General features: G+C 41.5%; 22 protein-coding genes. 9 read left to right on the plus strand and 13 right to left on the minus strand.

The genetic code is table 11. The features are described 5' to 3' along the window. Positions 1-33 precede the first annotated feature (33 nt). The 3 genes from OCU28_RS14720 to OCU28_RS14730 form a co-directional block, all read right to left on the minus strand. Positions 34-1,233 carry a quaternary amine ABC transporter ATP-binding protein gene (locus OCU28_RS14720; protein ID WP_261817644.1) on the minus strand — a complete coding sequence of 400 codons (1,200 nt, stop codon included), beginning with the start codon at positions 1,231-1,233 and terminating at the stop codon, positions 34-36. Continuing rightward, positions 1,226-2,125, minus strand: a complete 900-nt coding sequence (locus tag OCU28_RS14725) for an ABC transporter permease (RefSeq protein WP_261817645.1) — start codon at positions 2,123-2,125, stop codon at positions 1,226-1,228. The genes OCU28_RS14720 and OCU28_RS14725 overlap by 8 nt, the downstream gene beginning before the upstream one ends. Before the next feature lie 76 nt (positions 2,126-2,201). Beyond that, positions 2,202-3,191 (minus strand): ABC transporter substrate-binding protein, encoded by a 990-nt coding sequence (locus OCU28_RS14730; RefSeq protein WP_261817646.1) that lies wholly within the window; start codon positions 3,189-3,191, stop codon positions 2,202-2,204. A gap of 383 nt (positions 3,192-3,574) precedes the next feature. On the opposite strand from OCU28_RS14730, the gene OCU28_RS14735 reads away from it, so the two are divergent. Next, entirely contained in the window at positions 3,575-3,919 is a 345-nt protein-coding gene (locus OCU28_RS14735) for a YajD family HNH nuclease (protein WP_261817647.1), read from the plus strand. A 218-nt stretch (positions 3,920-4,137) separates the two neighbouring features. Here the strand turns inward: OCU28_RS14735 and OCU28_RS14740 are convergent, their stop codons facing one another. The 5 genes from OCU28_RS14740 to dsrO form a co-directional block, all read right to left on the minus strand. After that, positions 4,138-4,431 (minus strand): hypothetical protein, encoded by a 294-nt coding sequence (locus OCU28_RS14740; protein ID WP_261817648.1) that lies wholly within the window; start codon positions 4,429-4,431, stop codon positions 4,138-4,140. Further along, positions 4,431-4,724: a hypothetical protein gene (locus OCU28_RS14745; RefSeq protein WP_261817649.1), complete on the minus strand. Its 294-nt coding sequence runs from the start codon at positions 4,722-4,724 to the stop codon at positions 4,431-4,433. The genes OCU28_RS14740 and OCU28_RS14745 overlap by 1 nt, the downstream gene beginning before the upstream one ends. Before the next feature lie 257 nt (positions 4,725-4,981). Then, positions 4,982-7,960 carry a molybdopterin-dependent oxidoreductase gene (locus OCU28_RS14750; protein ID WP_261817650.1) on the minus strand — a complete coding sequence of 993 codons (2,979 nt, stop codon included), beginning with the start codon at positions 7,958-7,960 and terminating at the stop codon, positions 4,982-4,984. Between the two features lie 3 nt (positions 7,961-7,963). Continuing rightward, positions 7,964-8,929, minus strand: a complete 966-nt coding sequence (locus OCU28_RS14755; RefSeq protein ID WP_261817651.1) for a hypothetical protein — start codon at positions 8,927-8,929, stop codon at positions 7,964-7,966. After that, on the minus strand, positions 8,922-9,701 hold the full coding sequence (dsrO, locus tag OCU28_RS14760; protein ID WP_261817652.1) for a sulfate reduction electron transfer complex DsrMKJOP subunit DsrO: 780 nt from the start codon (positions 9,699-9,701) through the stop codon (positions 8,922-8,924). Before dsrO ends, OCU28_RS14755 begins: the two co-directional genes overlap by 8 nt. Positions 9,702-10,210: 509 nt before the next feature. On the opposite strand from dsrO, the gene OCU28_RS14765 reads away from it, so the two are divergent. Together OCU28_RS14765 and OCU28_RS14770 are read left to right on the plus strand one after the other, a co-directional pair. Then, entirely contained in the window at positions 10,211-11,569 is a 1,359-nt protein-coding gene (locus tag OCU28_RS14765) for an APC family permease (protein ID WP_261817653.1), read from the plus strand. Positions 11,570-11,846: 277 nt separating this feature from the next. Further along, positions 11,847-12,434, plus strand: coding sequence for an acetate uptake transporter (locus OCU28_RS14770; protein WP_261817654.1), 588 nt, complete (start codon positions 11,847-11,849; stop codon positions 12,432-12,434). An 87-nt stretch (positions 12,435-12,521) separates the two neighbouring features. Here the strand turns inward: OCU28_RS14770 and edd are convergent, their stop codons facing one another. The 3 genes from edd to OCU28_RS14785 form a co-directional block, all read right to left on the minus strand. After that, positions 12,522-14,315 (minus strand): phosphogluconate dehydratase, encoded by a 1,794-nt coding sequence (edd, locus tag OCU28_RS14775; RefSeq protein ID WP_261817655.1) that lies wholly within the window; start codon positions 14,313-14,315, stop codon positions 12,522-12,524. 3 nt (positions 14,316-14,318) lie between these two features. Continuing rightward, a complete protein-coding gene (locus tag OCU28_RS14780) occupies positions 14,319-14,840 on the minus strand; it encodes a gluconokinase (protein WP_261817656.1) in 522 nt (173 codons plus the stop codon). A gap of 343 nt (positions 14,841-15,183) precedes the next feature. After that, complete coding sequence (locus OCU28_RS14785; RefSeq protein WP_261817657.1) at positions 15,184-16,185, minus strand: substrate-binding domain-containing protein; 1,002 nt, start codon at positions 16,183-16,185, stop codon at positions 15,184-15,186. 359 nt (positions 16,186-16,544) lie between these two features. Between OCU28_RS14785 and OCU28_RS14790 the strand changes: the two genes are divergently transcribed. Genes OCU28_RS14790 through OCU28_RS14810 form a run of 5 tightly spaced genes read left to right on the plus strand, consistent with a single transcriptional unit; the run spans position 16,545 to position 20,638 of the window. Further along, positions 16,545-17,063 carry a TRAP transporter small permease gene (locus OCU28_RS14790; protein WP_261817658.1) on the plus strand — a complete coding sequence of 173 codons (519 nt, stop codon included), beginning with the start codon at positions 16,545-16,547 and terminating at the stop codon, positions 17,061-17,063. A gap of 56 nt (positions 17,064-17,119) precedes the next feature. After that, entirely contained in the window at positions 17,120-18,421 is a 1,302-nt protein-coding gene (locus OCU28_RS14795; protein ID WP_261818280.1) for a TRAP transporter large permease, read from the plus strand. 11 nt (positions 18,422-18,432) lie between these two features. Beyond that, on the plus strand, positions 18,433-19,389 hold the full coding sequence (locus tag OCU28_RS14800) for a TRAP transporter substrate-binding protein (RefSeq protein ID WP_261817659.1): 957 nt from the start codon (positions 18,433-18,435) through the stop codon (positions 19,387-19,389). An 11-nt stretch (positions 19,390-19,400) separates the two neighbouring features. Beyond that, positions 19,401-20,165 (plus strand): SDR family NAD(P)-dependent oxidoreductase, encoded by a 765-nt coding sequence (locus OCU28_RS14805; protein ID WP_261817660.1) that lies wholly within the window; start codon positions 19,401-19,403, stop codon positions 20,163-20,165. A 59-nt stretch (positions 20,166-20,224) separates the two neighbouring features. Beyond that, on the plus strand, positions 20,225-20,638 hold the full coding sequence (locus tag OCU28_RS14810) for an RbsD/FucU family protein (protein ID WP_261817661.1): 414 nt from the start codon (positions 20,225-20,227) through the stop codon (positions 20,636-20,638). A gap of 120 nt (positions 20,639-20,758) precedes the next feature. On the opposite strand, the gene OCU28_RS14815 is transcribed toward OCU28_RS14810, so the two are convergent. Then, a complete protein-coding gene (locus tag OCU28_RS14815) occupies positions 20,759-21,589 on the minus strand; it encodes a DMT family transporter (RefSeq protein WP_261817662.1) in 831 nt (276 codons plus the stop codon). Between the two features lie 188 nt (positions 21,590-21,777). On the opposite strand from OCU28_RS14815, the gene OCU28_RS14820 reads away from it, so the two are divergent. Further along, positions 21,778-22,668, plus strand: coding sequence for a LysR substrate-binding domain-containing protein (locus OCU28_RS14820; protein ID WP_261817663.1), 891 nt, complete (start codon positions 21,778-21,780; stop codon positions 22,666-22,668). Between the two features lie 23 nt (positions 22,669-22,691). On the opposite strand, the gene OCU28_RS14825 is transcribed toward OCU28_RS14820, so the two are convergent. Beyond that, entirely contained in the window at positions 22,692-23,879 is a 1,188-nt protein-coding gene (locus tag OCU28_RS14825; protein ID WP_261817664.1) for a DEAD/DEAH box helicase, read from the minus strand. Positions 23,880-23,911 lie beyond the last annotated feature (32 nt).

A 23,911-nucleotide genomic window follows, 5' to 3' on the forward strand; every position in this document is an offset into this window, starting at 1 on the left:
TTTTTACCTTCTATACCTAAATAGCAATTAACCCTAAGGCGTTGTTTCTTTCTCTTTTTCAGAGAAGATATCCGCGACCTTCTCCCTCTCTAGCGCCCCTTCTAATTCACCATCTTCATTGATTACTGGTAAAGAGTAATCAGATGAGATCGAATCAGTAAGTACGGTTTCAATTGCGTCATCAGAAGATACCGTCGGAACCTCCTCATACAAACATGGCTCAATAGACTCAAACTCATCACCATCAGCGGCTTCTTGTAAGGTCTCTTCAGTCAATACGCCTTGGTAGACATCATCGGTAACGTGATAGCCGTACTCAGAGTTAGATCTGCGCATCTGTTTAAGTGCTTCGTCGATGGTGTTCGTGGTAATACGTAAAGCAGGTTTTTGCATCACGGTTTCTACCGTAAGCGCTCTAGCTCTATTTACGTCTTTAACAAATGCTTCCACATAATCCGTTGCCGGATTTAGCAAGATATCGTCAGGTGTCCCCTGCTGTACCAGCTCACCATCTTTTAGGATCGCAATCTTGTCTCCAATCCTAAGCGCTTCATCGAGATCATGGGTAATAAACACGATTGTCTTATGCAGCTTATCCTGAAGCTCGATTAACTGATCTTGCATCTCGCTTCGAATCAAAGGATCTAACGCCGAGAAAGCCTCGTCCATCAGTAAGATTTCAGCATCGGTACACAATGCCCGTGCCAAACCGACGCGTTGCTGCTGACCACCAGATAATTGAGATGGATATTGGTCGCGATAGCCTTGCAGTCCAACTGTCTCAAGCCATTCACTGGCTTTTGCTAGGCGTTGTGACTTTTCTATCCCTTGCACCTCAAGGCCATAGCCAACATTGTCAATCACCTTGCGATGGGGGAATAAACCAAAGCGCTGAAATACCATCGACATTTTATGGCGTCGAAATGCTTCTAGATCTTTAGCTGAAAATGACATCACATCTTCACCCTGCACATCTATACGCCCCGCCGTTGGGTCTATCAAGCGGTTAAAGTGGCGAATCAAGGTCGACTTTCCTGAACCCGAGAGGCCCATGATGACGAAGATTTCACCTTGCCCTATCTCTAGGTTAATATCCTTAAGGCCTACGGTGTGGCCGGTTTTAGCCAGCACATCATCTTTCGTTGCCCCTTGTTTAACCATCGGCAAAATAGATTCTGGTTTAGGTCCAAAGATCTTGTATAGGCCTTCAATTTTTATCAGTGTTTTAGTCATGCTTTAGATCTCCCAAGTGCGCTTGAGTTCTCTTCGCATAGGCTTGCGAGGCTCGGTCAATTAAAATGGCTAATGCTACAATGGCGAATCCATTGAGAAGGCCCAAGGTAAAGTATTGATTGGTAATAGATTTCAATACCGGCTGTCCCAATCCCTTAACCCCAATCATAGAGGCAATAACGACCATAGATAACGCCATCATTACGGTTTGGTTGATACCCGCCATGATAGTTGGCATAGCTAGGGGTAATTGCACTCCAAATAGACGTTGCTTCGCGCTAGCACCAAAGGCGGTTGCCGCTTCCATAACTTCTCGATCCACCAGGCGAATGCCTAGATTGGTGAGTCGAATCACTGGCGGAATAGCGTATATCACCACCGCAATTAAGCCTGGGATCTTGCCAATGCCAAGCAACATAACCACAGGGATCAAGTAGACAAAGGCCGGCATGGTTTGCATCACATCTAAGATAGGCGTAACCACGCTTTGGATACGATTAGAGCGCGCCATCGCAATGCCTATCGGAATCCCAAGCACAATGGCTAATAAGGTACACACTGTAATAATACTCAGGGTACGCATGGTATCTTCCCACATGCCAAAATACCCAATTAGCAATAATGCTACCACGCCTGCAACTGTGAGTTTAATCGAGCGACTCGCTACGTAAACCAGCGCAGTAATAACAATAAGAACAATCCACCACGGTGTGGCGAGTAACAATCTTTCGAACCAAACTAAAAATGAAAGAAGGGGATCAAAAAGGGATTCTATTAGGTCGCCATACTCGCGAGAAAACTCTTTATAGGCACCATCTAGGGTTTTACGAATATCGCGCAAAGAGCTGCGGTCCATCTCAGGAAACTCGGTTAACCAACTACTACCGGACATCATTAATTCCTTTAACGACAATGGGTAACCTAAGGTTACCCATATATTTATTAGGCCTATTGGCCCTTAAGATAGATTAAAGCTTAGCTGCAACTTTTTTCGCGACATCCGCAGGAACCCATTGCTTCCAAATTTCTGGAGAGGTTTCAAAGAAGTGGTACATAGCATCTTCAGAATCAGCTTGCTCGTCTTCCATCCAAGCCAATAGCTTATTCATATCTGAGTTTTTAAAGCCTCGCTTGCCGAGGTATTCCATGGCAGCAGGATTATCATTTGAGAAGCTGGTCACAACAACAGTGTTAACTGGTGATGGTGGATACATGGTTACTTTCGGATTTTCACATGAATCTTGAGTGGTACAATTTAGGAACTCTTCCTCGTTCACGCCACTTCCAAAATCTACCTTAACCATTTCATACTTACCAAGAACCGCAGTAGGAGCCCAGTAGTAACCGAACCAACCTTGCTTGCGCTCATAAGCTTTGGCAATAGAGCCTGAAAGCCCTGCGCTTGAGCCTGGATCAATAAGTTCAAAGCCGGCTTCTTTAAGATTCAGAGCCTCAAATAAGTTACCACCAGAGATCTGGCATCCCCAGCCTGCTGGACAGCCATAGAATCCAGCGGCATCAGAAACCTCTGGGTGGTCAAATAATTTAGCGTGTTTCTTCACGCCTTCAATAGTCTTAAGTTCAGGATACTGTTTAACCATATAGGCAGGAACCCAAAAGCCTTCTTCACCACCATCAACGAGTGCTTTGCCGGCGTAAGCAAGGCGTCCTTCTTTCACGCCCTCATCAACCGCTTCTTTTACTGAGTTAGTCCACAGTTCAGGTGCGATATCTGGCTGGCCTTTTTCAATCATTGAGGTAGCCGTTGGCATAGTGTCGCCAGGGATAAGCTCAGCGTCACATCCATAGCCATGTTCGAGAATAAAGCGATCTACATTGGCAATAACACTGGCAGAGTTCCAGTTCATATCCGCAATAGTTACCGTGCCACATTCGTTTGCAGAAACCTGAGCAGAAAAAGCCGTAACTAGCGTCAATGACGCGAATTTCCATTTCATGATATGTCCTTGTTATACATTCACAATCTAGCAATCAATGCGCCAAAATGCGGTCGTGTTCAAAACACGACCTCGGGAGACCAGATAGTCCCCCTGCGCACAATCAACCGATTGCATAACGACAATTATTCGATTTATTTATGAATAAATCAAATTAGATTCAATTAGTTAGACATAGATCACGATTATAAGCCAAGTTACTACGCCAAACGTGATGCGGATGAATAACCGCATTATTAATCTAGATTGTGGTAACGGGGAATGTTCTACAAACCACATACGCTAAATTTTCGTAACTAAAGTCGCTAGGCTTTGCTGATATGCTCCCCTTGTAAATGATGAGTGTGATAACATTAATTAACTTTCATTATCGGTAAATCACTATGTCATCAGACTACAACGGATCAAGTTCAGCATATGCGCGCTTGGAAAAGGGATATAGAGATAAAGCCCTAAAGCTTTATCCTTGGGTTTGTGGAAAATGCGCAAGAGAGTTTGTTTATTCAAACCTTCGCGAACTTACTGTACACCATATTGACCATGACCATACCAATAACCCAGAAGACGGCAGTAACTGGGAATTACTATGTTTATATTGCCATGATCATGAGCATTCAAAGTATGTTGATCATGAACGCTATGGTGTTGAAGCCACCGCGAGAGCTGATGATCACCAGTCAGCGACTCACAATCCATTTGCTGACCTTGCAAAAATGATGAAAAAATAACGAGTAACTGAACATTTAATTGCTGTACATATATTAATGACATGTGACGCAACTGTTGATAATTAAGCCTATAAAATATGGGATCTCATTATTCAATATAAATGTATTAACAATACATGTTACACCTTATTATATTTAGGCTTATCGAAGAACCTCGTCAGTTGGGATAAGCAACTAAAAAGGCGATCATTACGATCGCCTTTTTAACTTATATAGGTCTAAATAAATTCTAGCTCTGCAGCAGGTACTCGATTTTGACTGGTTTGTGAATGCAGTTTAAATTGAATCCCCACATTATACACATCCGCCCTAATTGCTTCTTCAGCATATAGAAACGCCCGTACCTCGTCTCGCATCAGAATCATAGGTTGGCTGCAGTTGTATTCTCTATACTTGAAAATTACCTTTATTTTCCCCGCCCCGATATCTGTGACACTAAATGTAAGACCAAACGCAGGATCAAACATATTTTCTAATGCAGTTTCTAGCATCGTTACTCTGGCAATTGGCACTATGCAGTCCCTCCTGCAAGTCCCATAGGCCAGTCACCCTCTTCAATTTGGGCCTCAAAATGCAGACAAAAATCAATTAATTTATCCGCTGTTTTAGGGTCTTCAAACAGTAGAAAAATTACATCTGAGCGAGATAAAATTAGAGGGGTACTTTGTGCGCACCAACCTTCATAAATGACGACTTTAAGGCTTCCTGCACTATGTTGTTCAACCTGAAACTTAAGATCTGGGTTGTGTTTAAGTATATTTCGTAGCTTCCTTTCTACTAACGTTTTACGGTTAATAGTTTTCATAATAAGCCTCTATTAGGGAGACCCATTATACAAATGAAATCATAGTTACCAAATTTAAGCATCAAACAATGTGAGTTAGTTAAAAGAAATATCGCCTACATTTAGGTTACTAATTAGTTAATATGCAAACAATTGATAGCGTGAATACTCATAAAATATCATTAATAAGAGAAATTATAGTTGATATAACTACCGCACATAAAAATAATGCCCGACTTACGTCGAGCATTATTCATTCTATATAAAGTACTGTGAAATTAAGCTTTTACGATACGAGCCTTAGTATCATAAAACACAGTAGAACCACCTACTTTGTCCATTAATCCCATATTTTCAACATCAGGGTCGGTACGCATAATTGGGTTTAAGTTGAAGCCAGCTTTACGCTGTTTACTGCCTTTAACCAGCTTGTTATCAACTAAGTAATCAGATGCGCCGTAGCCATTGTGACCAAAACCTACAATAAAGCTGATTGCATTTTCAGCAATACCTTCACGCAGCTTCACTTCTGCCTTACGCTTACCGTTAACGCTCTCAATCCAGATCATGTCACCCGATTTTAGGCCTTTTGCTTCACCAGTACGCTTATTGATTTCAGCGTAGTTAGTTGGCGTAATTTGACGAATCGAGCTGGCACCAGAGAGACGAGAGTGACTCTGAAGTGCTGACTTGCGAGTCAAGATAGTCATATCAAAGCCTTTATCTAGCTCTGAGATTGGCTTATCAAGCGCAGTGACAGAAGGCGCATTATGTGCCTGTCCTTTAAAGCGTTTGCCCGTCATACTATCAAAAGTTTGCGCAACTTTCTCTGAATATAGAGAGATGCAGCCATTGAATTGATGGGTCAATTGATCGCCTTTACGACGCGTATCAGCTGAGTCAAACAGACCACCACGACTAATGGCAAACAACACGTCCAGCCACTCGTTCGCCTTCAAGGTATCTTTGTGTTTACTGTAGAAAGTATCTAGCCCAGTAATACGCAACTCTTCATCTGTTACTTCCGGCACAGAACCAAAGTTATGCGCTAGGTTGGCGATACCTTTGATGTAGTAATCCGACATTGTATTTAGCGGCCACAATTTACCAAAGCTATCTGGGATCGCTTTTTCACCAAAGCCAGGCATTTGCAGTTCAATTGCCACATCAATCAAGAACTGCTCGTAGCTCATATGGAAGCCTTTAGCGGTTTTGGCTGTCGTTGGCTCAATCACAGGAGTACGTACTGCAGTACCTTTAACCATGGTTGCTTCCATCATTGGATGGTGAACAAACTGCTCAAGATAAGTCAGATCAGGAATGATGTAGTCAGCATATGCTGAGCTATCACCCACTACGATATCTGATGCAAGTAGCAATGGTACTTGTTTTGGATCAGAAATCTTAGCGATGATCTCATCACGGCCCGTCGCTGGCGTTGAGTATAACGGCGTACACATGTGCCACATTAGAATGTCAGCTTTGTATGGGTAGCCTTCAATCAACGATGGAATGATCTCACTAAACACATCTTTGGTAATTGGGAACCATGGACGTGGTGCTGGGTAAGGGTTCTGCCCTGCTGCCACTTTACGCTTAAACTCGCTTGAGTCTTCGTAAGCCATTTTCTCACGTGAGATATGTAAGCCTTGTGGCTTAGAGGCTAGGCCTGGAATATCAGTTAAGTTGTATGCGCCGCTATTGTAGTCATAACCACCGCCACCAACAGACAAACCACCAGTCCAGTTCATGTTACCCATCATTACGTTGATCTGGTTAATCAAGAAGCCAGTGTAATAACCATTCGGGTGCTGTGCGATACCACGGTAGAATTCTACAGCAGATTTACGACCTGCTTTAGCAATGCCTTTGGCTAGCCATTCTAATTTTTCAACAGGAACGCCAGACATCTCACTGTATTGAGCCATGGTTTGGCTAAATACAGAGTCACGCAGCATGCTAAATGAAGTCACCATTTGCTTGCCGTGTAACTCGCCCTTAAATTCGATATTTGCGCTATCAACGGTATCAAACGGAACAATATTACCGTGCTGATCAGCAACGAGGAATTTATCGCCGTGCTTCGCAAACTTACCGCTTTCCACTTCAATAAGGTATGAAGCGTTGCTATAAGAAAGCTCACCATTGCGCTTAGCTGCGTCAAACGTTGGATGAGATAGGTAGCTCTGGTTGTGGCTTTGTGTTTCGAGAAGGCTACGCAGAATCGCCGCTGCAATTGCACCATCACTACCCACGTTTGGACAGATCCAATGAGTGTTTGGAGAAGTCTGTACGGTACGCGGCAATACAGGATCGACAACCGTGATCTGTGCGCCTTTTACGCGCGCTTCAGCGCTGTATTTGCCCATGGTCTGCATTGGGAAGTTGGCTTCACCCGGCGCAGTACCAAAGAACACCATAAATTCTGACTCAGTAATGTCTGCTTTCGCATTACTCTTACCAGCATAAACCTCAGCGGTTGCAATATGGTGAGAAAGCTCACAAATGTTAGTGTGTTCGAAGTTATTGACCGTACCAAATGAGTTACAAAAACGTGTTTGGAAGTCTTTACGACTTTTAACAATACGTCCCGCTTGCAGTACAAACTGGTTGCTCTTAAAGCCATACTCTGGGTTTTTTGGGTCAATTAGCGTATCGCGACCAGCATAAAGCGCTTTAAAACCACGAACATCTAAACCATGATTCTGTTCATCGGTGGTATCGTCAAAGATCTTACCGCCGTGTACGGTTTCTGCGATCAACTGTTCCCAAGAGATCGTTTTCCACTTACCTTCACCACGTTTACCAGCACGCTTTAGTGGCTGATGAATACGGTATTCATCATAAACGGTTTCGATACCAGCATTACCACGCGCACATACTGTACCAACAGCGGCTGCTGTTGCACTGATTGGCGTCTCAATATTGGTGTATTCAATTAAGGTATTTGGGTGATATGGGTTACCAATAATGCGCTCAATCTTGTCGCTTTTATTGTTCACTTTTACACGCAGGCCACATTCTGAATGGCACTGCAAACAAGTGGTATGCTTAACACAATAGTCTGGTGCAATCTCATGCTGACCAAGATTATTTAAACGCCACTCTACGTTATCTGAATTGCCGTAGGTTTTGTAGTTAACTGGAATACCATTTTTACTCATAGTAACCGCACGCGCGAAGATACCAGAGTACGCCGCACCGCCAGTAACAATACCAACGCCTGCCGCACCTTTTAGAAATTTACGTCTATCCATCTCTTAGTCCTCGAATCTTTGCAGTGTTGCAGGAACAATTAGTAGTAACGCGGCAAATAGACCACCGCTTAGCAATAGTGAAGCGCCTGTGAAAAATAACTCATGCAGATCAGGAACAAATATTGATAAACCACCACCACTACGGCTCACACCTTCACCGCCAACTAATAGGCAGTAACGTACTGAATAAGCAGCGATTGCTGAGAAAACAAAGGCTAATATGGTGCTGCGTTTCGTATTGCGAACTGTTAGCAGAGCTAACGCAACAATAAAGCCAGCCACAACGCTTAATTCAAGGCCAGAGAAATGAGTCGCTAGCAGCATAGAAGATAGATGAACTTCAGTGCCCGCAAAGTGACTTGCCCACCAGCTTGCAAGTAGCACCATCGCTAAGCTGGTTAGCAATAGTGTGCGTAGAACATTGTTACGCGTTGCATCTGCATTGAAATCAAGGCAGTTGTATAACACAGCCCCTGCACTCACGCCGGTCAATGAAGTCAAGATAACCGTTAAAGGCGAGTTCCACAGAGCAACACCATGTTCGTTCATCATCCAAATACCTGAATAAGCAGGCAAGAACAGACCAAGAATCACAATTGCAGCGCGCAGAGGGTTATATAGCTTCTCGACAACGGCGCTATAAGGAGCAAATACCGTTAAGAGTAATAACCCCATAAAAGTAGGGATCGCAGGCACACCATATTTGATGATTGAGCCATTCCAGTTTTCCCAACCAGAGGTCAAGCCATAGATCAAACGGCCTTGCTGCTGTACTTCAGCTAATACATTGAAGGTTGCACACAACGCCAAAGCGATGGCAACCAACTGTGGTAGGCTATTTTTAGTCGGTTTCTGGTTGCAGATAGCCCAAGTTACGCCTAAACCGCCCGCAAGCCCTGCTAGCAGTGAATAGTTTACAAATAGAAGTCCAAATGGCATCTGATTTGAGACATTGATGATATTAATCATTTTGAACTCCCTTAAAGCCAAGCTCGAGGTCATCGCTGCTATTTTCTAGGTCTAGTAGCCATGTATTAGGTGCAACTTCACCGTCAGCAATTTCAGAATGGGTTAAGTCAATATAAAACACACTTGGTTTGGTGCCAGCACTTGGTTTTAATACGGATACATCATGTTCAGCAATTAGTTTGCTTACATTGCTTTGAGGGTCGTTAAGGTCACCGAATACACGCGCGCCACCTACACAGGTCTCAGCACATGCTGGTAATAGACCTTCTTCTAAGCGGTGTGCACAGAAAGTACATTTATCAGCGATTTTGGTTTCAGAGTTAATAAAGCGTGCGCCATAAGGGCAAGCCGTAACACAAGAGCCACAACCCCAGCATTTATCTGAATCTACCAGTACAATGCCATCTTCACGCTTAAAGGTAGCGCCAGTTGGACATACTGATAAACAGCTTGGGTGTTCACAATGGTTGCAAAGTCTTGGCACAAACGAACGTTTGGTTTCAGGATAGGTTTTAACCTCAACATCGCTAACCCAGGTTCTAAATTGACCAACAGGGGCATTGTTTTCAAACTTACATGCCACGGTACAGGCTTGACAGCCAACACAGCGTCTAAGGTCTACTACCATTCCCCAGCGCTTACTTGAATCCACTGACTTAACATCTTTGCTAAGCTTTGGAGTAGAAGCGAGTGCCGACACGGCAACGGTTGTTGCTGCTGTCGCAAAAGACCCTCTTAAGATCTGTCGCCGCGTTAATTTTTTTTCAGTCATGTTCTGTTCCTGAGACTTTGATCACTGAAAAGTAATTTAACCTCATTCTGTTTTTATTCAATGATCTAAAACGGTAATCGTCGAAATACGATTGAGAAATAAGATTCCACGTTACTTCACCCAACTTCAACTACGTAAATCACAACCAAAACCATAAATAAGCGACAAAAGACACATATTGTCGCTTATTCACAGTAGGGTGATAACTATAGAAAGGAGAGCGCCATATTAGGATTAAATAAAGTGTTTCAAACCTTTGTAGTACGCTCCTTTTTATCAAACCAATCATGGCGAAGGATAAACTACATGCACAACAAAGCAGATATTAAAGCGAGGAGGATTCCCTTTATCCCTTCTCCCTTGCCTGTAATATTTTGATACAAATCACTGCTATTTCGATTATACTGCCCGCCATCTGTAACTTGTTTAACCTACATTTGCCATGCCAGTTCAACTGCCTATATGCAATCTATGACTAGGTTAAAATTAAACACTTAAAGGAAAAGAAAGTGGAAGAAAAACTACAGCCTAAATACGGGTTGGGCACAGCCGTTTCTTTAGTCGTCGGTATCGTAGTCGGCATTGGTATCTTTTTTAAAGCGGGTCCAGTTCTTCAAGCAACTGGCGGCAATGGCACATATGCTATCGCAGCTTGGATATTGGCGGCACTGCTAACCACCATCGCCGGTGTTGTTATCTCTGAAATAGCATCAATGGGGTCAAAAACTGGCGGTCTGATGTCTTTTTCAGAAACGGCTTGGGGTGAGCGCTTTGGCTTTTTTGTAGGATGGGTACAAACGGTACTTTATATCCCGCTTATCCTTTCCGTTATCCTATATTACTCTGCCGTTTTTACCTGCGCATTCTTACAAATAGACACGACCTTACCAGTCCTTGCTGGTTTATGTGCGCTGTATTTTGTGGTTTTTGCCGCAGCAAACTTGCTAGCAGAATCATTAGGTGGCTTCCTGCAACGTGCAGCAACCATTATTAAGCTGATCCCGCTACTGGGTATCGCGATCTTTGGCTTACTATATAAAGGTGATGGCGTTACAGCCTCCGCTCAAGCCGTTGAGTCAGTCACTCATGTTGGCTTTGGCGCTGCAATTGCTGCTGCACTTATCCCTGTATTATTTGCATTTGATGGTTGGATCTACGTAACAACTATCGCCCATGAAATTAAAAAGCCACAACGCAACCTACCACTGGCTATGGTAGGTGGACTGGCTATCATCGGTGTGGTGTACGTTCTATTTACTGCTGGTTTATTATCAGTTGCAGATGGTACTGCCTACGCGTCAGGTGAAATGGGTGTGTCTCAGGTAGCAAACCTATTATTCGGTGACACACTAAGTAGTGCACTATTGCTATTTATTGTTATTTCAGCACTAGGTGGCTTCAATGGTTTGATGCTACTTGGCATGCGTATGCCTTATTCGCTGGCACTACGCCGCAACTTTAAAGGCTCAACTGCACTGCTAAGCGTATCTGAAAAAACCAACCTACCGGTTCGCTCTGGTGTGACTATGTTGGTATTGGTTGCTTTCTATATGGTGGTTGGGTTTACTCTGGCCGCAACTAAAGTCAGCAGCAATATCTTTGACCTGTATGGCGATCTACCGGTAGCACTGATGTGGATCATTTACGCATTACTGTTCTTAGGGGTACTGCGCCTACGTAAAACACAACCTGATGCCAAGCGTCTAATTCGCGTTCCTGCGTTACCACTATTTGTGTTACTAGCGATTGCAGGTACTGCTTATGCTTTATATGGCTTTATTCCTGGGCATCTGACGTCATTTGCTCTATCAAGTGCTGTCGCAGCAATTGGTCTAGTCGTATTTGCAACCTCTAAGCCACGTAAGTAAGCTTAACAGAGACTCCTAATATTAAGGCAAAGCTGACTCTAGCTTTGCCTTTTTTATATACAAAGCAAAGTTATTTAAGCGCTATATGAATAACCCACCACCTTCTCTAAATACATACGCCCTACCCCAAAATTTCCCCATCTATTTGAATTAAATGATATTCATCCCGATGCATTCATTTGGGTAATCATAGATTCCACTCAGAGTTTTTCCTATTTGTGATGAACTTCATTAAACTCCGCGCTTACTTTTTATAAACTTTTTTGAAGGGCGACTAATGTCTAAGCAATTAGCCAATCCAGCACCACTAGGTCTAATGGGATTCGGTATGACTACCGTATTACTTAACATCCATAACGCAGGTCTATTTCCACTTGATTCTATGATCCTAGCAATGGGCATCTTCTATGGTGGTCTAGGTCAAGTATTGGTTGGTATGATGTGCTTTAAACGTGGTGATACGTTCGGTACAACTGCTTTTACATCATATGGTCTTTTCTGGCTAACCGTAGTTGGCCTTATTGCATTGCCTAAGATGGGTTTCCCAGCTAGCCCCGCTGGCTTCATGGGTTGCTTCTTCGCTCTTTGGGGTATCTTTACTGGTTTCCTATATATTGGCTCTCTACGTTACCCATTTGCTAAGCAAGTTGTATTTGCTTCTCTAACAATCCTATTCTTCTTACTAGCGGCACATGAATTTACTGAGAACAGCACTCTCGGTTTTATCGCTGGTATCGAAGGTATCTTCTGCGGTGCTTCAGCAATGTATTTTGCTTTTGCACAAATTCTAAATGCAGAATATGGCCGAGTAATCCTACCTGTAGGCAGTGCCAAATATCCAAAAGTAGAAACTGCAGCCGCATAATAAGCGCTCCACAACTGTGTTTCGAAACCAAAAGCCCCTACTTTATTGAGTAGGGGCTTTTGGTTACTTAGTACACCAATAGTATCTTCAATCTAAGATAGTCGCCCCCATCTCTGCACTAGATATGTTACGACGAAAAATATTAAACAACTCACGACCCGATCCGTAATGAAGATCCGTTTGGTCAACATTAGACTGTTTACGACAATCTAAATCAGCATCGACGCTAACTTCTCCCGTAAGACCATTAATAGTGATAATATCACCATCTTGGATCTTAGATATTGGTCCACCATGTTCAGCTTCAGGAGTTAAGTGAATCAAAGCCGGAACCTTACCCGACGCTCCAGATAAGCGACCATCTGTTAAAAGCGCAGTTTTAAATCCTCTCTTCATAACATTTCCCAATACTGGCATTAATTTATGGAGCTCTGGCATACCATTTGCGGCAGGACCATTATGACGAACCACAACCACTGAATCTTTATATAATTCACCGTTTTCATAGGCACGAGTTACATCATATTGTGAATCAAATACCACTGCCGGTGCAGTAATCACTTGGTTTTCTTTCGCAACCGCACTTACCTTCATGACACCACGGCCAAGGTTTCCTGAAAGAACCTTCAAACCGCCGCGAATGTTAAATTCACAACCGTTAGGTGCAATAACCTCAGGATCATTGCTATTGATTACGGGTTGGAAAATCACATCACCATCATCAAGCTGCGGAATTGATAAGTAATCTTGCATAGTGCCATAAATTGGCGTTGCGTCCATATGAATTAAGTCGCGGTCTGCAAGCATTTTCATTAATGTAGGTACGCCACCGGCTTGTTGGAAACAATTGATATCTGCAGGACCGTTTGGATAAACCTTAGCTAATTGTGGTACTACATTAGATAGGGCATCGAAGTCATCCCACGTTACTATGAAGCCAGCGGCTCGGGCAACTGCAATCATATGAATCGTATGGTTAGTACTGCCACCAGAGGCAATCAATGCCACCAAAGAATTCACTATCGCTTTTTCATCCACTACTTTTGCTAGTGGGCGAGATGAAGCCGAAGAACCTGAGACTGCAACCATATTTTGAATCGCTAGCAAGTTTAATTGATGGCGAAGTTCACTAGTAACAGGTACAAACGCTGAACCCGGCAACATCAATCCCATAGCCTCAAACACCAGTTGGTTGGTATTGGCAGTACCAAAGAATGTACACGTACCTGGCGAATGATAAGCACCACACTCCATATTTAATAGTGCCTTGTCATCAACTTCACCAGCAACATGTTGTTGGCGAATTTTCACTTTTTCTTCATTTGAAATACCTGTCGGCATAGGACCTGACGGTAAAAAGCAAGCTGGCAGATGGCCAAATGAAAGAGCTCCCATAATCTGTCCTGGGGCAATCTTATCGCAAATACCAAGTAATGCCACACAGTCAAATGTATTGTGGCTCAATCCTACAGCAGTCGCTTGCGCAATCAGATCACGTGAGTACATGGAAATATCCATACCATCTTGACCTTGAGTCACACCGTCACACATTGCTGGAACTGCACCTGCAACCATAGCACTATGCCCGAGCTTACTCATTTCGTTACGGATCATATCAGGGTAACGTTCATACGGTTGATGAGCACTCAACATGTCGTTGTATGCAGTGATAATTCCCATACTAATTTTGGTAAGGTCCAAAACCGTATCCTTTTTAGATGCGGCACAAACCGACACTGTATGAGCAAGATTACTACAAGCTAATGAAGAACGGTTTGGCCCCTGTTGAAGCTGTTTTTCTACACGCTTCAAATACGCTTGGCGTCTTGCCATGCTCCTTTTAGCAATGTTGCTAGTAACTTGGGTGATGATAGTATCCATAGCTTAACCTAAATACTGTTGGCTTGCGGTTATACAATCCAAGACAACTTGTTCAATGTCATTTGCAACGTCAATCTGATGAGTTTTCGCTTCTTCAATTGTTGGGATTTCTAAAGTTGCGAATTGATTGTGTAGCAAGTCTGTAGGCATAAAGTGCCCTTCTCGGTTTTCCATTCGTTCCGCGATAATCTCTTTATTTGCATGCAAATGAAGGAATACCACATTGTCATTCCCTTCCCGAATTTTATCGCGATATGCCTTCTTCAAGGCTGAACATACAATGACACCATTCTCATTTTTCATCTGCATACTAAAAGCAGCATCACGAATACGCTCTAGCCATGGAGCACGATCTTCATCATTGAGAGCCTCGCCACCAGACATTTTAAGGACATTTTCCCTCGGATGTAGGTCATCACCATCGATAAACTTAAACCCCCCTTGAGTAGCCAGCATGCTTCCAACTGTAGATTTCCCAGTACTTGATACACCCATTATTATAAAAACTGCAGTATCTGTTTCCATGTCGTTTTTCCTAACACAAAATATCTGGAAAACACCTTAGCACTTCGTAATACGCCAATGTTACCCGTAACCTATATAATCGTGACTTAAATCACAATATATATCTAGTTATAACCTCAAATGTTATGCACCTTGATGTGGTAAATATTCTAAAAACGTTTCACGGAACAATGACGTACTTGATAATTTATCTATAAATTTTCCTAGCATATATCCAAGGAGTTTACATGAGAGGGTGCTAGGAAAAAGCGAACTTAGTTGAGGGCAACAAGCCTAGTTGGAAGAAATAAAACAACGTTCATACCTTACCGTTTGTAATATCATGACGTTTCAATCAAACTAATTACGAGCTTGCACCCTGAGTAATTGTGAACCCGAGATTGTGCATTTGATTGTCAATAGTTAATCCTTCGATTCGGTCAAGTAACAATTTAGCACTCCTCTCGCCAATTTCGTACCTGGGAGTATAAACACTGGTAAGGCTGGGTGTAATTGCTTGTCCAATATCAAGGGCGTTGTAACCAATTACAGCTAACTGCTGGGGAATTAGAATCCCCTTTTCTCGAGCAGCTAAAATCACCCCGATTGCAATATCATCATTGGTACAAAAAACACCATCAAAATCAGAATATTCAGACATAGCTCGATCCAATAGCTCTCGACCAAGAGTGAAACTTGAATGATTTGATGTAAGAAAATGGTATTTCTGATAACCAGCATCATTAATTGCCATATCATAACCTTCCATACGATACTTAGTGCGATTGTCGAGTCTCGCACCAAAATAGGCGATTCGCTTCTTACCACTATCAATCATTTTCTGGGTAGCAGCATACGCGGCAGCCTTATGATCTAATCCAACAACAATGTCAATTGGATTGTCAGTCAACTCCATTGCTTCAATAACTGGTATCCCAGCAGTTTTAAGCATTTTCAAAGTTCGTTCAGAGTGAGATGTACTTGTTAGGATCACTCCATCGACATGATACGAAAGTAATGTGTCAATCTTTCTCTCTTCTATCTCTTCATTATATCCATAATGTGATAGTAATACCTCGTAACCTCGTTTGTTCGTAACTGCTTCAATACCTTGTACAAAATGAGAAAACACTTGATTTGATAACGAAGGTATTAACACACCTATAGATCTACTCGATGCTTTAGAAAGCATTGCCGGGGCCCGATTTTGTATATACCCAATCTTTTCAATAGCCTTTGCTATTTTTTCTCTTGTTACTTCAGATACAGTTGCTGGGTTCCGCAAACACCTACTTACCGTCATCTTCGTCACACCAACTTCGTCAGCAATATCTTGAAGAGAAGGTCGCCCTTTACTTGTCGCCATTCCGTTACTTCCTAATCCAGGACATCATGACTGTTACTATAACATTTACGACTTAAAAAGATAAGCCATCACATCCAATATAATCAGTTAGCTTAGTAGTTGAAACAATGAATAGAAATATTCAATAACCTCACAAACTCAAAGTCACGACCCAAATACCATAAAAAACCAAAGTTGAATAAAAACAATGATTTACACCAAATCAACATAGGCATATTTATTCATACGTTGTGGTTTTTATTTGAAGTGACACACATTTTTAGTCAATACCCATTTTATATTTCCTTACTAGATTATAAACTCGCCCCATACGTTACCGATAACATTTAAGGTAACATTACTTAAACTTAGAGGTTCTTATGGATGTCTTCAATAATGCCGTGATATTCATCACAAAAGTATTAGAGAAACTACTAATATTCATTATGTGGATAATGGTATCTGCAGTTATATGGCAAGTATTCACTCGGTTTGTCATTAATTCTCCTTCAACATTTACCGATGAATTAAGCCGGTACCTAATGCAATGGGTTGGTATTTTAGGTGGCGCATATGTTTATGCTCTAAAGCGCCACTTAGCTATTGAAGTCCTAATCGAAAAACTATCTGAGAAAAGAAAACATATTCTATCGATAATAATCAGCTCAATAGTTTTGATTTTCTGCTCAATTGTTCTTATATATGGCGGATTTTCTACCGTTCAAACAACCTTAGAATTCAATCAAGTCTCACCAAGCTTATCCTTATTTGGAACAAACCTACCAATGGGATACGTTTATTTATCCGCTCCTATTTCAGGAATGATAATTTCACTTTGCTCAGTGAATGACATTATTCAGTCTTTCCACAAAATGGTAAAAAAGAGTGGTAATCTATAATGACTTTAATGGACTTAATCTTTACCGGACACTATCTGGCTAATATGCCAGACTTTATGTACGACCTATTGCCTGTATTGGTGTTATTCGGAGCATTATTTGTGTTTCTAATAATAGGATTGCCTATTGCGTTTGCTATAGGATTCTCGTCACTATTAACCATATTCTTAAATTTTCCAATTGATAAAGCTGCGGTACTAACAACACAAAAACTACTTGGTGGTCTTGATAACTTTGGTTTGCTAGCGCTTCCGTTCTTTATATTTGCGGGTAATTTAATGAACTCAGGAGGTATAGCAAAACGGTTAATTAATTTCGCTATGTTAATTGGCGGACGTATGACTGGTGCTCTGTGTCACGTCAACGTAATTGCTAATATGATGTTTGGTTCACTATCAGGCTCTGCAACAGCTTCAGCTGCCGCGGTTGGCGGTTTAATGGGCCCGATGCAAGATGAGAAAAATTACCCAAAAGGATTCTCAGCTGCTGTTAATATCGCTTCGTGTCCCTCAGGACTATTAATTCCACCATCTAATGTACTAATTCTTTACGCATTGGTTAGCACTAGCTCCGTTCAATACTTATTCCTCGCTGGTTACGTGCCAGGAATGATAATGGGACTATGTGTAATGGCTGGCGTATATTTGTTTGGACGTAAATATGATGTTCCTCAAGAGCCAATTAAACTAGAACAATCAGTAGTTAAAACAATTATTGATGCTATACCTAGCCTTTTAATGTTAGTCGTTATTATGGGTGGCATTGTTGGTGGTGTCTTTACTGCTACTGAAGCGTCAGCGATTGCTGTGGCGTATAGTTTAATTCTTGGATTTATATATCGTGAAATAAAAGTAAACGACTTATCTCGCATCGTTCTTGATAGTGTAATCATTACAGCGATTGTTCTATTCATGATCGCAACATCAAGCGCAATGTCATGGGCTATGGCTTATTCAGATATACCAGCATTCATTGCTAATTTCGTTTTAAACTTTTCAGATAATCCAATTGCTATATTAATTCTAATTAATATTATATTCTTGGTCGTAGGTACATTTATGGATATGTCACCTGCAATCTTGATATTCACACCAATCATGCTGCCAATAGCAACTTATATCGGAATGAATCCTATTCATTTTGGTGTAATGATGGTGTTTAACTTGTCAATCGGTATATGCACTCCCCCTGTAGGTACTGCGCTTTTTGTTGGCTGTAGTGTCTCAGATTCAAAACTTGGTGATGTAGTACCTAAATTGATTCCATTATACGTGTTACTAGTCTTAGGACTTATCTCTGTTGTAGCTTTCCCTAGTCTTTCAATGTGGTTACCTCGACTTGCTGGTTATGCTGGCTAAAGGATAAAAAAATGAAAAAAATATTATTAACGCTATCTGCTGTTGCGCTCACAGCATCATTCGGCGCTTCTGCAAAACTTCTAAAGCTTGCTCATGCAATGCCATTGGATCATCCAGTAAATCAATCATTAACTTGGTTTGCTAAAGAAGTAACTAAGAAGACCGACCTTCGAGTTAAAGTTTATCCAAACGCAACTTTAGGTAGTGAACAATCGAGCCTTCAAATGCTTCAAAACGGAACATTAGCATTTGCAAAAGTTGGCGGAGGCTTAACAGCATCATTTTCACAAGAATATAATGTACTATCTTTACCATATTTGTATAAGTCTGAAGCTGATTCAAAACGCATTCTTCGCGGCCCTGTAGGACAAGGTATATTAGCTTCATCAGAAAAAGATGGTTTCATTGGCTTAGCATTTCTGTCTAGCGGTTCTCGTGGATTCTATTCAAATCACAAGATTGAAAAAGCAAGTGATATTAAAGGCCTAAAAATTCGAGTACAAAATTCACCGATTGACATCGATACAATGAAAGCATTACAAGGAAGTCCTGTTCCTATTTCATCTACCGAAGTGTATTCAGCATTACAACAAGGTGTTGTCGATGGTGCAGAGAATAACATCCCTACCTATTTTGCAAACCGTCATTATGAAGTTGCAAAATATTATACCGAAGATCACCACACAATGATTCCCGACATCTTAGCTGTGTCAACCGAAGTATGGAATGGTTTATCTAATAAAGACCAAACTACTATTCGTGAAATAACCCAAGAACTTCTTAAGGTACAGGATAAATACTGGGATGCATATGTCGATAAAGCTCGAGACGAAATTATTAAAAATGGTGGGGAAATCGTAAAAGCAGATATTCCTTCATTCCAAGATAAAGTTAAACCTGTTTACGAAAAATTTGAGAAACAGAACCCAGATTTAAAAGAACTACTTCATTCAATTCAAGCATATTAAGAGTATAAAACATGGGACAATTAAAAGGTAAAAAAGCATTTGTTACTGGTGGTGAACAAGGTATTGGCTTCCACACAGCGAAACAATTAATAGAATCTGGATGCGATATTTATATTCATTACTTTACTGGCACTGAAGGACCAGAAGAGCTTGTAAAATTAGCAGAAGAACGAGGCCAACTTGCAAAATTCGGCTATGCGAATCTAATTAATGAAACGGAAACTGTAGCATGCATTAAAGATGCCGCCGATTTCTTAGGTGGTATAGACATTTTGGTCAATAATGTTGGCGGTATCATTGCTAGGAAATGGCTTGGTGAAATTGAGCAAGACTTTTGGAAAACAGTGATCGATGTAAATATGACGACTATGCTAAATGTCACTCAATCTGCTTTGCCATACCTTAAGCAAGCGCCAGAAGGCTCTAGTATTATTAACCTTGCTTCACTAGCTGGTCGTTGTGGTGGACACTCAGGATCATTAGCATATTCTACAACCAAAGGGGCTATACTGACATGGACTCGTTCGCTAGCGGCTGAGTTAGGTGAGTTTGGGGTTCGGGTAAACGCAGTTGCTCCTGGCCTTATTCTTGGGACTCGCTTCCATGATAAACACACTACTAAATCTTCGGCAGAAGCTACCGTAAAATCCATACCACTAGCTAGAGCCGGAAACTCAGAAGATATTGCAAGAACAATCACTTTCTTAGCATCTGAGTACGATGGTTTTATTTCTGGTGCAACTATTGATATCAACGGCGGCGCTTATCGCATGTAATAATATTTAGGCGGTATTATTAGTTTAATATCGCCTATACTATAATAAAATGAGGCAATATGATTAAGTCAGATATTATTCATCCTGAGCTATTAAGTGTATTAGCTAAATGTGGTCATAAAACCCAAATACTGATAGCTGATTCAAATTATTCTTTTGTTACTAATTCACCTAAAGATGCTAAAGTTATTTATTTGAACCTTTCCAAAGATATGATTCCTTCTACGATTATTCTTTCTAGTTTAGTAAAAATGATCAATATTGAAAGAGCGACTATGATGGCTTGGCCCGATAATTTTGAAAATACAATTGAATCAGAATATAAATCGATCTTAGATTCTAACAAAGAGTTAGAATTATTAGAAAGACAAGAGTTTTACTCTACTGTTAAATCACCTAATACATTATTGGTAATAGCCAGTGGTGAAACCCGTAGATTTGCAAATTTACTTCTTACTGTTGCACCTGTTTAATACACATAAATAAAGTATTTATAAACATAAGCTCCAATATCGATTACTTTCAAGTTGCTAGTATTATACTAGCAACTAAAAGTAATATTCACTATTTATTTCAACGCCCTCTGCACCCTTTCAATTACAACTCTTACTATTAGTGTTCAGATAAATAAGAATATTTGCACCAATAATCAATCCTAACCCTAGATATTGAAAACTGTTAAAGTAAATATCAAATAAAGTAAACTGCCAGATCGCAGTAAACACTAAGTTGGTATAAATCAATGGTGCCAATTGCGAGTTAGTTTCAGCTAATCGGTAGGCACTGCTGCGCCATACCTGGGTACCGATAATAGCGAGTGTCATAGCCAGCACAATCAACACAACGCTTTGGCTTGCTGACAACAGCGATAAGCTTAATTTTACCGTTCCAGTGTAATTAAAAACCGTTATTACGGGAATGAGTAGAATACCCGCTAGTAAGAACGACCATCCACTACTCTCCATCCCGCTCATGCTACTTTTCGATGTTCTATGCAAACTCAATTGAGAAACTGCGTTGAACATTCCTGACATCAGCCCAATGACAAGTGCGGGCTTAACAGTGAAGCCATCGTTCTCACCAGCAAGAAAAATAACACCAATAAAGGTTAACCCAATTGCAACCCAAATAGTGGTAGAGAGTTGAACCTTGAATAAACAACGCTCAAAAATGGCGATGAAAATTGGTCCGGTGCTAAATAGTACAACGCTCTCCACCAGCGACAATGTCCCCAATGAATACAAGAAACAAAATTGACAGGCAGCTACCCCTAAGGCGCGAATTGTTAACACTCGCCACATGCCCCGCTCAGGTAAGCTGCGCTTGGCAACAAATATTAATGACAACATAATTGCAGCAGGTACGAAAAACCGTAGCAGTAATACACTGCCAGTCGCTATTCTTACGGTTAAGAATTTGGCCATGAGCCCTGCAACCGACGTGCACAAGGTGGAACCTAACATAAACGCTGTCGCACGATGTTCTATTTTAATCACGATAATCACTCGGATAGGATTTAGTCGCAGTATAGAGAATATATGCCTTATCAATAACTGAATAATGCTAAACTAATCTGTAAGTAAAACTAACATATTATCTTCTGGGTTTAGCGATGAGAAAGCAGGTTCCATTAAAGTCTATATACGCTTTTGTTGCAGTGAGCGAAACTGGCAGTATGACTGCGGCAGCGGATAAAATTAACGTCAGTCACTCTGCTATTAGCCAAGCAATAAAGGCTCTTGAATCTCAACTAGATACCGTACTGTTTACGCGTATAGGCCGACGCATTGAACTGAATAAGGTGGGTAGAATTTATTATCAAAAAGTTGCTCCTGCCCTAGAGAGCATCATGCAGGCTAATCAAGAATTACTTAATAAGGACCAAACTAGGCTCACCATAAATATGGTGAATTCACTTACCTTACATTGGTGGATCCCTAGGGTGAATCAACTACATCAGCTTGCGCCTAAGATGGATATTCGTATCTCAAATAAGGTTGGAGCATTTGATCTTGAGCGGGAAGGCGTTGATATTGCGATTGTGCATGACTCAATTGAGCCGTGGCAAGACTATCACCATGAACGTCTAGCCGATGATGAGCTGATCTTAGTCTGTAGCCCAGACTTACTTAATGAAACAAACCACAAGCACATACCCCACCTATTAGCCTGCTTTCCAAGGATCAATGTAGATAACGCGCGTCGAAGACAAGATTGGGATATTTGGAGCAAGGCTTATGGCTTAGCCAATCCAAAGCCTGAACATCAGTTAACGTTCGTGGCATCGGTGCAAGCCATTCAGGCTGCAATTCGTGGATTAGGCATTTTAGTGACTCATCGACACTTTGCAAAAGACGATATCGAGCAGGGGTTATTAATTGAGATTGGGGATGCGGTGATTAATCCCAAGCAAGGGGTATACGTGGTGTATCAACAAAAACTCAAGGAAAACCAACATGCATTGGCTTTCCTTGACTGGTTACGCTTAGAGTTTTCGGTCTAAAAACGTTGTTATTGCGCAGTGGCTTACTCTGGACGTCTATGCTTAGGAACGTAATTTAAAACCGAGATCGGCACTTCTTTTCTTGGGGTAAAGCCTTCAATTTCTCTGCGCTCAATAAGGTGGCCTAAGCGGCTTTCTATCATGCATAGGTTCTTAAAGTTATCCTTTGAAACAAAGGATATTGCCTCACCTTTGGCATCAGCTCGACCAGTTCGACCAATACGATGCACGTATTCGTCAGCTGGGTAAGGTAAATCGTAGTTAATTACCGTTGGCAGTTCATGGATATCTATACCACGCGCACCGACACCTGTGGCTATCATGTATTGCAGTTTTCCACGCTTAAAGTCTTCTAACAGCTGCGCCCTTACCTTTTGGTTTCGGCCACTGTGAAACGCTTCTGCGTAGATACCGCGCTTTTCAAGTTGAGCCGCTAGTTTTGCTGCACCATGTTTAGTCTCAATAAAGATAAGTGCTTGTTCCCACTTATATTCATTGATCATATGTGCCAGTAACGCAGATTTTTTATCTTTATCTACTGTCACTAACCACTGCTCGATATTCGACTTAGACGCGCTGTGTTTCGCAATACTGATCTCTTGCGCATCATCGATAGCACTACGAGCTAATTCTCGAACGGGATTAGATAAAGTAGCTGAGAACAACAGATTTTGAACATCGTCTGGTAGGCGAGCAATGATCTTGTTGATATCTTCGATAAAGCCCATATCTAGCATGCGATCGGCTTCATCTAAGACTAAGGTTTCTACCTCTTCAAAATACACCGCCTTTTGCCCATAAAGGTCTATCAGGCGGCCTGGCGTAGAAACCAACACATCAACGCCCTCAATCAGCGCTTGTTTTTGCGGTGCGTAATCTACGCCGCCATACAGCGCGGTAGATTTAAGCTCAGTAAATTGAGCATATTGTTTTATTTTCTCATCCACCTGAATCGCAAGCTCACGGGTGGGTACAACAATTAACGCACGAACACGCTTTTTCTTAAGGGTTGTTGCAGTAAGTAATCGCTCAAGGATAGGTAGTACAAAACCTGCAGTTTTACCGGTACCAGTTTGCGCCGCCGCAATCAGGTTATCCCCTTTAAGCGCAATAGGAATGGCTTGTTGCTGAATTGGTGTAGGTTTGTCGTAACCCGCCGCTGCGATTGCATCGATTAGCGGTTTGCTAAGACCAAGATTAGAAAATGGCATAAATTTACCAATAATTAGGCTCGATAAATGAG

The organism is Vibrio gallicus, from assembly GCF_024346875.1.
Lineage (GTDB): Bacteria > Pseudomonadota > Gammaproteobacteria > Enterobacterales > Vibrionaceae > Vibrio > Vibrio gallicus.